The 13147-nt window shown below is 75.0% G+C and carries 9 protein-coding genes, 2 tRNA genes and 1 pseudogene; 4 read left to right on the top strand and 8 right to left on the bottom strand.

Annotated features, from left to right (window positions below; all coding sequences use genetic code 11):
- The first annotated feature begins 81 nt into the window (after nucleotides 1–81).
- Both AKI01S_RS21755 and AKI01S_RS21760 read left to right on the top strand, forming a co-directional pair.
- Entirely contained in the window at nucleotides 82–1482 is a 1401-nt protein-coding gene (locus tag AKI01S_RS21755; protein WP_157419997.1) for a hypothetical protein, read from the top strand.
- 159 nt (nucleotides 1483–1641) lie between these two features.
- The gene (locus AKI01S_RS21760; RefSeq protein WP_067820871.1) at nucleotides 1642–2463 is read left to right on the top strand and encodes a hypothetical protein; all 822 of its coding nucleotides are present in this window, start codon (nucleotides 1642–1644) and stop codon (nucleotides 2461–2463) included.
- A gap of 21 nt (nucleotides 2464–2484) precedes the next feature.
- Here the strand turns inward: AKI01S_RS21760 and AKI01S_RS21765 are convergent, their stop codons facing one another.
- From AKI01S_RS21765 to AKI01S_RS21780, 4 genes are all read right to left on the bottom strand, one after another.
- Nucleotides 2485–2847, bottom strand: coding sequence for a hypothetical protein (locus AKI01S_RS21765; RefSeq protein ID WP_067820874.1), 363 nt, complete (start codon nucleotides 2845–2847; stop codon nucleotides 2485–2487).
- Between the two features lie 10 nt (nucleotides 2848–2857).
- Nucleotides 2858–4690, bottom strand: a complete 1833-nt coding sequence (locus AKI01S_RS21770; RefSeq protein WP_157419998.1) for an AbeC-like domain-containing protein — start codon at nucleotides 4688–4690, stop codon at nucleotides 2858–2860.
- A gap of 133 nt (nucleotides 4691–4823) precedes the next feature.
- Nucleotides 4824–7781 (bottom strand): ATP-binding protein, encoded by a 2958-nt coding sequence (locus tag AKI01S_RS21775; protein ID WP_245681724.1) that lies wholly within the window; start codon nucleotides 7779–7781, stop codon nucleotides 4824–4826.
- A gap of 151 nt (nucleotides 7782–7932) precedes the next feature.
- Nucleotides 7933–8955, bottom strand: coding sequence for a ribonucleotide reductase barrel domain-containing protein (locus tag AKI01S_RS21780; protein ID WP_067820882.1), 1023 nt, complete (start codon nucleotides 8953–8955; stop codon nucleotides 7933–7935).
- Between the two features lie 201 nt (nucleotides 8956–9156).
- Here AKI01S_RS21780 and AKI01S_RS54695 point away from each other — a divergent pair.
- Together AKI01S_RS54695 and AKI01S_RS21785 are read left to right on the top strand one after the other, a co-directional pair.
- Nucleotides 9157–9384 (top strand): annotated as a pseudogene (locus tag AKI01S_RS54695) (helix-turn-helix domain-containing protein); the annotation flags it as partial.
- Between the two features lie 138 nt (nucleotides 9385–9522).
- A complete protein-coding gene (locus AKI01S_RS21785; RefSeq protein WP_245681725.1) occupies nucleotides 9523–10545 on the top strand; it encodes an XRE family transcriptional regulator in 1023 nt (340 codons plus the stop codon).
- Nucleotides 10546–10556: 11 nt separating this feature from the next.
- Here AKI01S_RS21785 and AKI01S_RS21790 read toward each other — a convergent pair whose 3' ends face one another.
- The 4 genes from AKI01S_RS21790 to AKI01S_RS51770 all read right to left on the bottom strand — a co-directional run.
- Nucleotides 10557–11153, bottom strand: a complete 597-nt coding sequence (locus tag AKI01S_RS21790) for a class I SAM-dependent methyltransferase (RefSeq protein WP_067820889.1) — start codon at nucleotides 11151–11153, stop codon at nucleotides 10557–10559.
- A 66-nt stretch (nucleotides 11154–11219) separates the two neighbouring features.
- Nucleotides 11220–11292: transfer RNA gene (locus tag AKI01S_RS21795), tRNA-Glu, on the bottom strand.
- A gap of 36 nt (nucleotides 11293–11328) precedes the next feature.
- Nucleotides 11329–11400: transfer RNA gene (locus AKI01S_RS21800), tRNA-Gln, on the bottom strand.
- A 125-nt stretch (nucleotides 11401–11525) separates the two neighbouring features.
- A partial coding sequence (locus tag AKI01S_RS51770; RefSeq protein WP_067820893.1) for a coiled-coil domain-containing protein occupies nucleotides 11526–13147 on the bottom strand: 1622 nt, incomplete at its 5' end.

Raw genomic sequence — 13147 nt, forward strand, 5'->3', positions numbered from 1 at the left:
GTTCATGCGCGGGGAGAGCGGTCCCCCGCCTCCGGGCGGGCCCGGACGACGGTAGCGGCGACGAGGCGAGGTTTCTGAGCGATGCAGTGTCCGACGTGCGGTTCCCACACGCCCGGAACGCTCGACAGATGTGCAAGCTGCAACTCTCCGCTGAACATCCCGCTGGGCGCGCCGGTCGCCGAGGGGGCGCCGGACCTCGGCGAGAAGACGATGGTGGTGCCGCCGCAGGGCCCGGCGCCGCATCCGCCGCGGAACCCGGCCCCGGCGCAGATCGTGGAAGAGAAGACCATGATGGTGCCGCCGCCGACGCCCTCCTGGGCGGCCGAGCCCCCGCCCTCCCCCGCGCCGCCGCAGGCCCCGGCCCACGAGGGCGGCGGGGAGGACGGCGAGAACTCCGAGTCCACGGCGCCGTGGGCGTTCGACCCCGACGAGCCGTCGGGCGGGTACGAGGCGGTGCCGGAGGCCGCGCCGCCGCCCCCGCCGCCGCCCTCGTGGGCCCCGCCGCCCCCGCCGGTGCCGGTCGAGGAGATCGTTCCCGAGTCGTGGTACGCCAAGCCGCGCCGCCCGCGGCCCGAGCCCGATCCCGGTCCCGAGCGCTGGACGCCGCCGCCCGCCCCGCCGCGGGAGGACCTGTTCGGCCGCACGTCCGCGCAGGGCGGCGGCGACGCGACGCAGGTCTCCCCGACGCCCGCCACGCAGCCGCAGCACGGGTTCCCGCAGACGCAGCGGCTGGACGCCGGCCCGCAGCCGGGGTTCGGCGCGCCGCAGGGGCCGGGGTTCGGGCCGCAGCCGGGGTTCGGCGGGCCGCAGCAGCCGTTCGGGATGCCGGGCGACCAGGGCGCCTACCCGCCCCCGCCGCCGCCGGCCCCCGGCGGCCGGGCGAGCAAGCCGATGATCATCGGGGTCGGGGCGCTGGTGCTGGTCGCGGCCGTCACCGTCGGGGTGGTCATGTGGCCCGGCGGCGAGGAGGGCACCACCACCCGGCCGCAGGCCACCGACCCGCCCAGCAAGCAGGTCAACAACAGCAAGAGCCTGGAGCGCGAGCAGGCCGAGAAGGTCAACACGGTGCTGGACGCCAGCGGCGACGCGCGCCGCGCCCTGGTCGGCGCGCTCGCGGCGGCCCGCGCCTGCAAGACCCTGCCGCAGGCGATCACCGGGTTCCAGCAGGTCGCGCAGCGGCGGCAGGCCCAGCTGCGCGCCACCCAGACGCTGAAGGTGGACAAGCTGCCGAACGGCGAGCGCCTGCGCCTGACGCTGCGGCAGTCGTTCCAGGCGTCGCTGGACGTGGACCGGGCCCTGCTGGTGTGGGCGCAGCGCAACCGGGCCAAGTGCAAGGGCAAGCCGCGCCCGGCGGCGGCCCAGGCGCCCGGCCGGGCCCGGGCCGAACGCCAGGCGACGACGTCCAAGCAGCGGTTCGTGGCCATGTGGAACCCGGTCGCCACCCGCAACGGCCTGCCCAAGCGGCCCTGGTCCGCCATCTGATCAGGGCCGGTGCCGCAGCGCGTCCGATCACAACCGGATTGCGACCGGGGCGTGGGCCGTCCGTGGCCGAGCACCGCGCAGTATCTTGTGGTCGTTGATACCTCACGGATAGGGGTTGTTATGCGGTGCCCCGGATGCGGTAGCGACACGACCCCGGCGTTGCCGCGCTGTACCCGGTGCAACACCCCGCTGGGCGGCGCGTCCGGCGAGGAGGCGACCCGGCGCGACCCGAACGAGGGCCAGCCCCTCCCGCCGCCGTGGGCGGCTGCGCCGCAGGACCCGCCCGGCTGGAACACCCCGCCGCCCCCGCCGTCCGGTGACCCCGGCGAAACGTCGATCTCGCTGTCTCCCGAGCCGTGGGACGAGCCGCCGATCTGGCAGCCGCCGCAGCGGACCGGGCGCCGCGACGTCAAGCTCTACCTGCTGATCGCCGTGGGGGCGGTCGCGCTGGCGGCGGTCGCGACGCTGATCGTGGTGTGGCCGTCGGGCGACGACCGGAACGGGCCGGGCGCCGGGCCGCAGCCGCAGCAGACCTCCCAGACCCCGACCGGGGACGGCACCGGGACGACCCCCGACGACACGACGGCCACGACGGCGTCCGGCGACGCGGCCCAGCAGGCCCGCGCGGTGGACGGACTGCTCAGCGAGATGGCCTCGACCCGTTCCCAGCTCCAGCCGATCGCCGGTGACTGCGACCGGCCGGGGCTGGGGCGGATCGCCTCGCAGCGGCAGTCGCAGCTGAACCGGGCGCGGTCGATGCAGTTCGACAAGCTCCCCAGCGGCCCGCAGATGCAGAGCGCGCTGGTCCGGGCGCTGGAGGCGTCGGTGGAGTCCAGCCGGACCCGCCAGTCGGAGGGCTGCCCGGCCACGCCGCTGCCCGCCGACAGCCGCGCGACCAGCGCCAAGCAGGAGTTCATCGGCTACTGGAACTCCGTGGCGGCCGAGCACGACCTGCCCTCCCGCTCCGAGGGCGACATCTGAGCGGCCAGCGCCCGGGAGCGGTCAGCCGCCCAGCCCGAGCAGCGCGGTGAGCTGGTTGTAGGCCTCCACCAGCACGGTGACGCCCGCGATCCGGCGTCCCAGGACCCCCATGGTGCCCTCGACGGCCTCGGTGTCGGGATCGTCCTGCTCCAGCTCCTGACGGATGCTCCGCACGTTGCGCCGCGCCTTGTCCGCCTCGTCCGCGCCGAGCTGTTCGGCATGCTCGCCCAGCAGCCGCTCGATGCGGTCCAGCGCGGCGGCCACCTCATCGGGAACGGCGGCCGCGCCGACGTTCTGGACCTGCGAGAAGTGCTGCCCGGCGGCCTGCTGCCCGCCGGAGACGTCGCCGTGGATGTTGATGCCGTAGTCGCCCGGCCCGCTCATCGGGCCCTCCTCACTTGTTCTGCTGCCGCATCTGGAACCCGGTCCCCACGGCGATCTGGCCGCCGGTCACGTTCCCGCCGATGGTCACGGTCTGGCTCGTGATCTGCTGGGCCTGGGCACGATAGGCGGTCACGTCGATCCCGCACTCGTTCTCCAGGTGGTCGAGGATCGCGTCGTTGACGCGCTCCTGGACCATGCGCGTGTACTTCTTGACGTCCAGCAACTGCATGTAGGTGGTGAAGTCGGGAGCGGCGGCGGCCTGCCGGACGCTGAGCCGTGCCCCGTAGTTGTAGGTGACGTCCCGGCGGGCCGCGCGGTCCCGCCGTGCGCCGAAGGAGCCCCGCGCCATCTGCCACAGCGTGAGCACGGTCTGCGGAACGGCCAGCACGGACGCGACCGGCGTCTCGTGGAGCCACAGCCGGACCGTCGCGCCGCGCAGCCCGGCGCCGCCGGGCGCGGGAAGCCGGTCCACGATCCGGAAGTCCTCGCGGATGGGGGTCAGCGGCACCGCGGCGAACTGGGCGTACAGCATCCGGCCCTCGACGGCCAGGTGGACGAACGTGGTGAGCGAGAAGTCCTGCTCCTCGGCGTCCAGCAGGATCCGGCCGCCGGGGCCGACGACCTGCTGGGACTGCGCTCCGACGGCGATGCGCAGGAAGTATCGCGCCGCGGCCTGCGGATGCCGCATGATCGCTTCGAGGGCGGGGCGGCTCGCCTTGGAGTAGGGCCGTCCCTCCCACGGGTCGACCAGCGGGTGGCCTCCGCTGGGGGCGGCGGGGCTCCGTCGCTGGTCGCACACTCCGTGTCCGGTGACATGATCGGCGATGATCATGCTGACCACGCGTTCGTTGACCGGCAGCCGCTGGTCGGGTGCGGGCTCCTGGTGGCCGGGGCGGCTCGGCGGCCACTCGTCGCGCATGGCCGCCGCCGCCTCGCGCACCCGGTCGTAGAGGACGACGGGATCGACGCGCGCCACGGGGCGGGAGTCCTCGGCGGGGCGGTCCAGCCCGAGGATGATCGACCAGACGAGGGCGTCGCGCGAGCCGACGTGACCCGCTCCGAGGAACGGGCTCTGGTCCGCGTACAGCGTGATGTTGCCCTGTTGCGCGGCGCCGAGACGGAGCAGCGCCGCCTCGGCGTCGGGGCCGCCGGTGACGGGACCGGGGCCGTGCGCGCCGGGCGCCAGCTCCTCGGCGAGGGTCCGCACCAGCCGCGCGAAATACAGGTAGCCCACCGCCCCGATGCCCGCCAGCGCCAGAAGGGCGATCAACGTTCCCGGCTCCACCAGCCCCCCACCGTCGTCCGATACGGGCGGTTCCCCGCCGGGATAGGGCAGCCCCTCGGTGGGGAAGGACACGCCCCCGCCGGGCCAGTTCGAGAGGAGGAACACCATCGCGGCCAGCACCGGTGCCAGGAGCAGCCCGCCCGCGCCCACCGCCAGCAGCATCAGGCCCGTCCTGCCCGCCAGTTGCCCGCCCACCGCCAGCAGGGCCGCCACGATCCCGATCAGCAGCATCCCGACGCCTGCCGTCAGCAGGGGCGCGGCCACCAGCGCCACCGTCCACAGGACGATGACCGCCACGTCGCGTTGCAGCCGCCATCGGCGAGAACGCAGCGCGTGCCGGGCCACGACCTCCAGGTCGAAACCGTAGGAGGGCGCGACGGCCCGGTGCCAGCCGTGCACCAGTTCCGAGATGACCATCTGCTCGAACCAGCCCGACAGGTAGGTGCCGGCCGACAGGTAGCGGGTGGCGTGCTGGAGCGGCAGGTGTCCCTCCAGCCGGGGGGCGTGCCCGAAATACCGCACGTCATCCTGGGCGCCGCGCTGGGGCTCTGCGCTCATCGATCGCTCTCCGATCGCGGGAGCCTGACGATCCGATGTGTCACACGGTAACCAGAAGGACACGAGGGCAGGAGGAGCCGGTGCCGGATCGTGACGTGAACGCGGTGTCCTGTTGCGGTCAGTGCCGCGACGTTTACGGCTCCGGGTGGGCCGCCCCCAGGAACGGCAGTCCCGCCGACGGGTCCTCGAACGGCAGGATCAGGCGGTCGGGCCAGCTCAGCACCGGCTCCAGCCAGGACCCCGCGCGCATGGTCTCGGCGACGTCGGCGATCTGCTCGTGCTCGGCCAGGCCGATCGTGACGAGCGTGAGGTCGCGGTAGAAGCCCTCGTGGTCGTCGTCCCCGGCGAGCGCGGTGAGGGCGAGGGGGCGGTTGCGCTCCAGCTCCATCGACAGCGGGTGGCGGCGCAGCGCCCGCAGCCGGTGCCCGACCTTCGGCTCGGGCGGCTGCTTGAGCCCGGCGAGCTGGTAGTCCAGCGGCGGCGCCGGGGCGTGCTTGTCGGGCAGGCCGCCGACGTAGGGGAACAGCCGGTCCAGCTCGTGCAGCCAGCGGATCTGCGGGATCACCCACTGGGCGCCGGGCAGCGTTCCGGGGAGGGTCACCGAGCCGCCGAGGAGCTGGTGGGCGACGCCCGCGACGGTGGCGGTCAGGTCGGCGGGCGGGTAGGCGGTGCGCAGCGCCTGGGAACGGCGCGACACCGCGCGTTCCAGCACGGTCGCCAGGGTGCACTCGCGGATGCGGGGCGCCAGGCGCGACCAGGCGCGGCCGAGGTCGGCGGGCACGACCGGCAGCGGCCGGTTGACGACGTGGGCGAGGACGAGGGTGTCGGCCCACAGCCGCAGCCACGCCCAGTCGGGATGGCCCGCGTGCAGGTCGGCCTCGCGCAGCTCCAGCAGCGTGCAGGCGCGCCCGGAGCGGCACTCGCAGCCGCACGCGGCCGACCGGCGCCCGTCCACCGGGGGCGGCGGGCCGGGCAGGACGGCCTCGCGGCCCTCGCCGAGGGGGATCTTCACGCGCAGCGGCCGGTCCATGCCGTCGGCGAACACCGCCGCGACGCCCGGCCGCAGCGACACCACCTCGCGGGACTGGTCCTCGTCCAGGTTCATCGCCGCGCCGACCTGGTGCCGGTCGTCGAACGCGGGCAGCCGGTGCACGACCTTCAGCGCGGTGTTCTTGATGACGTCGGGCACGAGCTTGGTGGGGATCTGCTCGGCGACGATGATGCCCTCGCCGTAGGCGCGGATCTCGGCGAGCATGCCCGCGAACAGCTCCACGGCGTGCGAGCTGGTGCGCTCGGGCCCCCGGTTGCGCAGCAGGCGGTGCGCCTCCTCGATGACGATCACGTGCCGCAGGCCGGGGGTGGTGACGCCGCCGCGCGACCGCATCCGCAGGTGCTCCACGATGCGGATGATCAGCGTGCCCATGAGGAACGCCTTGTCCTCGTCGTTGGCGACGTCCTCGATGGCCAGCACGATGTTGTCGCGGAGCATCCCGCCGATGTCGGCGGGGTGGCCGCCCTCGAAGAACCGGCCCGCCGAGCCGATCCGCAGCGACCGCAGCCGCACGTCCACGAAGCCCTGCACGTCGGCCATCAGCTCGCGGCCGTAGCCGACGTCGCGGATGACCTGGAGGGCGGCGTTCTGGAGCTGTTCGAGGGTGGGGACGGTCGGCTCGATGAGGGAGCCGGGGACGCCCGCGCCGGTGACGACGTCCCAGCCGTTGGCCTCGTAGACGCGCTGGAGGGCCTGCGCCATGATCTGCGGGAACGGCTCCTCGGCGTCGAAGGCGGCCTGGAACAGCGCCCGCACCATGTCGATGTGCGCCTGGACGGGATAGCCGGGCTCGGGGGCGAGCGGGTTCACCGACAGCGGCACCGAGGCGGGGTCGGACGGGTTGACGACGGTGACGGGGCCGCCGAGGTCCTGGATGCGCCCGGCCATCGCGGCGTACTCGGACTTGGCGGGCTCGATCGCCAGCCACGGGATGCCCGCGCGGGTGAGCTGCTCCAGCAGGTGCCGCACCGTCTGCGACTTGCCCGCGCCGGTCGCGCCGGTGACGAACACGTGCCGGTTGATCGTCGAGCGCGGCACGGTGAACCGGCCGACCTGCCGGTCCTGCCCGTCCAGGATCGCGCCGAGCTCGATGCGGGGGCCGTTGCCGACGTCCTCGGTCTCGGAGGTGACGTCGAAGTACCCGGCCTCCAGCACCCGCAGCCCCGGCACCTCCCTCCGGGGCAGCCCGGCCAGGGCGGCGAGCGCGCCCGCCGTCGCGACGAACGGGTAGCGCTGCTCGTTCTCCAGCGGCCGGAGCGTCGCGGGCGCGGGGTCGGGCCGCAGCACCTCGGCGAACGACCCGCTGCCGAACCCCGACCGCAGCCGGTAGGGGTGGTGGCCGAGCTCCATCGACCCGACCAGCACCGGCGCGATCTGGCCCAGCTCGGCCTGCGACGCCGCGCCCGCCAGCACCCGCACCCGCCACAGCCCCGCCTCCCGGAACGCGTCCAGCTCGGCCAGGCGCTGCTCGGCGCGTTCGACCGCCAGCCGCGACTGGCCGCGTTCGCCGCGCGAGGCCACCTGCATCTCCAGGTGCAGCTCGCGCATCTCCTGGTCGATCAGCCGCTCGTCGCAGGGGTCGGCGACCACGAACCAGCCGAACGGCTGCTCCATCAGCGTGACCAGCGTCGCCTCGAACAGGCTGCCCTCGCCGCCACCGCCCTGGCCGGGCGGCGCGAGACGGCCGGGGCAGCGCGTCCAGACCATGCGGTTGGCCTGCCGCAGCCAGCCGTCCCCGATCGGCACGCCGCGCGCGCCGCTGGGGAACAGCACGCCCCGCGCCTCCCCGTTCGCGCGGACGCCGACGGCCCCCGCGTTGGTGATCAGCTCCAGCGGCGCGCCACCGCCGGGCGACAGCCACCCCACCACGAACGGCTGGCGGCGGCGCGCGGCCGACAGCGCGGCGGGCAGCACGCTGACGAAGTCCCACTCGGCGGACGCGGCGCGTTCGGGGGCGGGTATCGCCTGGATCCGGTACCAGGGACCGGGCAGGGCCGCCGGATCGGGGGACGGCGTACCGTGCTGCATACCGGGGGGCATCACCCCAGCATCTTGACCCGCTCATGGCCCCGTCCGCCACCGGCCCGCCGCCCCTCCGCACAGGACCGTCGCCGCCCCACCCCACCCTCCACCGGAACGCCCGCCCCACCCACCCTCCCTAGCCGAGACCACCGCCGAACCACGGGAATCTTCAACACCCGCCGAACCGCACGGCGATGTTCGTGCACCCCCTGCGCCAGGCGTCGCACCAGATGGCGAAGACGTCGCCGGGGGTGGCGGGGGTCCGCAGGGTCACCGTCACGGAGACCCCCTCGTCCACGCACGCCCGTAGCGCCGCCGCCGTGGACGGCGACAGGGGCGGACCGGTCGGCGGCAGCGCGGTCGTGGCGGAGTGGCGCAGCATCCCCGTCACGGCGATCTCCTCGGCCAGCGCCGTCCACCGTCCCGCCTCCACCGTGCGCGACCCCGAGTCGGCGAACCGGCCGAGGAACGCGGGGTCGGCGTAACGGGAGCGGCCATCCCACACCGCCGGGCACGCGCCCCGGGAACGGGCCAGCCCCAGCGAGGCGCGTTTGCTGGTGTAGTTGACGAACGCCACGACCTCCCGGGCCAGCCGGCACGCCCGCGGGGAGCCGTCGGGCAGCCCGCGCACCCCCACCGCGATCTTCCGGCGGCTCCGCGTGACCCGCGCCGACGCCGCGTCCGGCGGGCGGCGCAGGAACGACTCGACGGCGTCGTCCAGCGCCCGGACCAGCACCGTCACGGTGGCGGCCAGCCGGACGAGGTCCACCGGGACCGGCCGGTCCCGGGGAACGCGGAACGCGTCGAGGTCGACGTGGCCGAACGCGCACGCCTCTCCCTCCGCCAGGCCGACCGCGCCGCATGGCGTGGCGGAGACGTAACCGCCCAGATGGGGGGCGGGGTCGTGCGCGTTCATGCGGTCGGTGAACAGCAGCCGCACGCCCGGATGCAGGCGGGCAGCCCGGCGCAGCCGGTCCCGTTGCGCGCACGGCCCGGCGAGCGCGGCGCGCATGTCGGCGTCCGCGCACGCCAGCGCCGGTCCGTGCGCGACCGCGAGGACCGGCGAGGCGAACACGATCCGCCGGTCGTCCACCGCCCGCGCGAGCCGACGCGCGAAGACGTCGCCGCCGCCCGGCGGCAGGGTGCGGTCGACGGCCGCCAGCCGTTCGACCAGGGCGTGGAGGGTCGACAAGACTCACCTCACGGAGGCCATGCGGTCCCGGGCCGGCCAGGACCGCCGATGACCTCCAGCGAACCGGGCCGGTCCGGACCGCGCCGGGCCGTCGTGCCTGGCCGGCAGGGGTTTTGCCGATCCGGCAGGAGCCCTGGATGCGGGCCGGGGGGACGGCTACGTTGAGGCGGACAGCTCCATGCCCGCGCAGGTGGTGCCGCGATGGACCCCCTCCATGCCGTGTGGTCGTCCCCCGCCCTGCGGGAGGCCCTGCGATGTCAGGATTTCGGCCCGGTCGTCCGCGCCCTGCGCCTGGCCCGCGGGCTGACCCTCGACGAGTTGGGCCGGCGCTGCAACTACTCCGGCTCCCGGCTGTCCCGTTACGAACGGGGCCGTCCCCCGCTGACCGACGTCCGGCTGCTGCGCGCGCTCGCCGCGGCGCTGGAGGTGTCTCCCGAGGTCTTCGGCCTGTTGCCGGTTCCGGACGCCAATGTTCCTCCACCGGATCGGAAAGGGAAGGTACCCCCTCGGGCGCACGGGCCTACTGTGAATCCTGCGCCTCACCGGAACAGGGACGAGGAGGAGCCTGTGCGGAGACGCGAACTGCTGGCCACGGCGGGGCTGGCCGGGGCAGTGGCGCTCGGGCTCCCCCGGCGCGCACTGGCCGCCCCCGCTGACCTGACAGACGTGCTGTACGGGTCCCCGCCCGACGCCGCGCCCGTTCCGCTGGCGACGCTGCGGAACGCGACCGGTCGCGCCCGCGACCACTTCGAGGCCGCCCGCTACGACGATCTCAGCCGGGGGCTCCCCGCGTTGCTCGCGGCGGCGGCCGCGACCCGCGACCACGCCGACGGGCCCGCCCGGGAACGCGCGAACGCGTTGGTCGCCGACGCCTACCTGGCCGCCTCGGCGCTCATGGTCAAGATCAACGACGACCAGCTCGCCTGGGCCGCCGCCGACCGCGCCGTGCAGGCCGCGGCCGCCTCCGACGACCCCCTCACCCTGGCCGACGCCCGCCGCGCCGTGGCCACCGTGCTGCGCCGCACCGGACGGCCCGCCAGGGCCCGCGAGCTGCTGCTGACCGCCGCCCGCGACATCGAGCCGGACGGCCGCGCCGCCCCCGAGCAGCTGTCGGTGTACGGCAGCCTGTTGCAGGTCGCCGCCTACACCGCCGCCGTGGACGGCGACCGCCACAGCGCCCACGAGTACATCGCCGAGGCCGCCGGGACCGCCGCCCGGCTCGGCCGCGACGCCAACCTCCGGCACACCGCGTTCGGCCCCGCGAACGTCGCCATCTACCAGGTCAGCATCGCGCAGGTCCTGGGCGACAGCGGCACTGCGATCGAACACGCCCGAGCCCTGCGGCACGTCGCCCTGCCCACCCGGGAGCGCCGGGGCCGCCTGGGCGTCGACGTAGCCCGCGCCTACCACCAGTGGGGCCGGTACGAGGACTGCTACCGGACGCTGCGGTCCGTCGAGCGGATCGCCCCGGCGGAGGTCCGCTACCGTCCGCCCGTGCGGCGGATGGTGGAGGATCTGCTGCGGTTCGAGCGCCGCGGCTCCCTGCCGGGCCTGCGCGCCTTCGCCGACCGCGTGGGCGTCCTGGCCTGAGGCGCGTCCGGCTAGGGGTTGACGGCCGTGGTCACGATCGTCGGGCGGGTGCCGGTGTCGGCGAGGGTCGCGGTCGTGTCGGTGAAGCCCGCGGCGTGGGTCAGGGTCACCGCGTCGGCCGGGGTGCGCGGGAGGGGGAGGTCCTCGGCCACCAGGGCGGCGAACGTTCCCGACGGGTGGAAGTGGGCCGCCGGGGGCAGGGTGAAGCCGACCCGGCCGCCGGGGCGCAGCGCCCTTCGCCAGTCGGCCAGCGCCGCCGCGCCCAGGAAGTGCAGGGACGAGGCGCACAGGATCGCGTCCAGGGACGCGTCGGGGACGGGCAGCGGCACCGCGTCGCCCACCCGCCAGTCGACGGGCAGGCCGGCGCCGCGTTCCCGGCCGCGCGCGACCATCGCCGGGGACAGGTCGATCGCCAGGACCGGGGCGGCCGTGGCCGGGCGGGTGCGGGCGAGGATCAGGGCCACCGCGCCCGTCCCGCAGGCCACGTCGGCGACCAGGGCGTCCGGGGCGGGCCGCACGGCCTCGGTCAGGGCGCGCGCCACCGCGTCGTGGTGAACGTCGTCATAGTCGTCGGCCAACGCGTCGAACGCCGCCGTCATCGGGTCCATGCGCACACCTTGGGAACGGTACGGAAAAGGCTCCGACCGGAGGGTCGGAGCCTTTTTGTCGATATGTACCCCCGAGCGGATTCGAACCGCCGTTACCGCCTTGAGAGGGCGGCGTCCTAGGCCACTAGACGACGGGGGCCCGTCGCGTTCCCCCGCCGGAAGGCGGGCGAACCTGCTGGGGTACCAGGACTCGAACCTAAACTAACTGAACCAGAATCAGTCGTGCTGCCGATTACACCATACCCCAAAGCGCGATCTTCACTTCCGTTTCCCTTTTTGGGGGTCCGGGGGCGTTCCGCTCGCGCACGGAAGATGTTAGCGCAGAATCCGGGGCACGCCAAAACGCTTTCTATTCCCCAATGAATCGGCCGTTCAGGGCCCGTCCGCCGCGTGCCGGCCCGGGGTCTTGCGGCGGGAACGCGGCAGCGCCCGGCGGGGGCGGGCCGCGCCGGTCAGGTCGTCCAGGAGGATGCCGTCGTTGGGGTCGTCCTCGTCGGCGGGCTCCTCCGGCTCGGCCGGGGGCTGCTCCCGCGTCTGCTCGTGCCGCAGGTACTCCTCGAACTCCATCGAGTGCGCGGTCGGGAGCGTGATGATGCCGGGGTTGGCGTCCACCAGCAGGATGCGGCGGCCCGTGCCGCCCGCGTGGGTGAAGACCATCGCGGTGGGCGGGAGCTCCTGGAGCTGGGGCGGCTCGACCAGCAGTTCGCGGACGCTCTGCCGGGTCGCCTCGCCGGGCCGGATCGTGCGGCCCCAGGCGGTGGCCGAGCTGATGCCCTCCACCAGCGCCGTGTCGTCGGCGATCGGGGCCGGGAGCGGGCTCCACGCCGGGTCGGTCAGCACGTCGCCCCGGGCGCGGGCGTAGGCGACGGTGCTGGCGTAGGTCTCGCCCGCCACGTCGAACAGCGTCTCCCCGGCCGTGTCGGTGATCTCGGCGACCTGGAGGCGGTGGTCGGCGCCGATGTGCTCGGCGGCGATCCGGGCGTCCTCGGGGTTGCCCAGCCGCATGAACCCGACGGCCGCGTGGCCCCGGCGCCCCAGGCGTTCCCGCACGTGGGAGGGGATGGAACGGTACATCAGGACCAGGCCGGTCCCGGTCGCCTCGCAGGCGTCGACGAGCCGGTCCAGCACGTCGCCGCGCAGCTTCTCCGCCCCGCACAGGAACAGCGTGTGGTCCCAGCGCCCGCCCGGCGGCGACTCCCGGATGCGGTGGGTCAGCGCCGTGGTGACGTACGTGCCGAGCACCCGGTTGGTCAGCACCCCGGCCCGGCGGTCCATCGACACCACGTGCAGGCGGGACGGCGGCAGGTGCACCGGCTCGGTCCCGAGCTTCTCCAGCTTGCGCAGCTGGGCCTCCAGCGCCCACGCGTGGCGGACCACGATGCGGTCGGTGGCGTTGCGGCCGAACAGGGTCGCGACGCGCTCGAACTGCTCGTCGGTCAGCAGGCCGCGCCGCAGGTCCGCGCGCGGGTCACCGACCTGCGCCAGCACGCGCAGCGCCGCGGTGATCCGCGGGATCGTCGCGTCCGCGCCGAGGACCTCGATGACGCGTTCCAGGATCGAGTTGTCGAACGACAGGTCGCGGGTGCTGGCCTGCTCCTCGCCCGCGCTGACCACCAGGGACAGCACGTCGGCCAGCGCCTCGGGGCCGAACCCCCGGGTGACGTCCAGGCGGGGCAGGTCGGCGGGCAGCACCCAGACGAGGGGGTCGTCGTTGCGGCTGGCGGCCAGCCGGAGCAGGTCGTGCGCCACCGCGCCCTCGGACAGGTCGATGACCGTCACGCGGGCCCCGACCGCGAGCCGGGCCGCGCCCATGGTGGTGACGGCGGCCGACCAGCCGGCGAGGGTGCCGCCGACGACGTCCACGCGGTCCACGCCCGGCGGCACCGCGACCGGGTACCACTCGCGCTGGCTCTCGTAGGCGCGGCGGCGCCGCTCCCAGTCGCGGCGGGCGCGCCCGTAGGCGCGCTCGGCCTCGGCGCGGGCCCGGTCGCGGG

Source organism: Actinomadura kijaniata NBRC 14229 (genome assembly GCF_001552175.1).
Lineage (GTDB): Bacteria > Actinomycetota > Actinomycetes > Streptosporangiales > Streptosporangiaceae > Spirillospora > Spirillospora kijaniata.

What these genes read in the sequence shown, in the direction of transcription:
- AKI01S_RS21755 (WP_157419997.1), top strand. Translation starts at nt 82, where the DNA reads ATGCAGTGTCCGACGTGCGGTTCCCACACGCCCGGAACGCTCGACAGA.
- AKI01S_RS21765 (WP_067820874.1), bottom strand. Translation starts at nt 2,847, where the DNA reads ATGAGCGGGCCGGGCGACTACGGCATCAACATCCACGGCGACGTCTCC.
- AKI01S_RS21770 (WP_157419998.1), bottom strand. Translation starts at nt 4,690, where the DNA reads ATGAGCGCAGAGCCCCAGCGCGGCGCCCAGGATGACGTGCGGTATTTC.
- AKI01S_RS21775 (WP_245681724.1), bottom strand. Translation starts at nt 7,781, where the DNA reads ATGCCCCCCGGTATGCAGCACGGTACGCCGTCCCCCGATCCGGCGGCC.
- AKI01S_RS21790 (WP_067820889.1), bottom strand. Translation starts at nt 11,153, where the DNA reads ATGGACCCGATGACGGCGGCGTTCGACGCGTTGGCCGACGACTATGAC.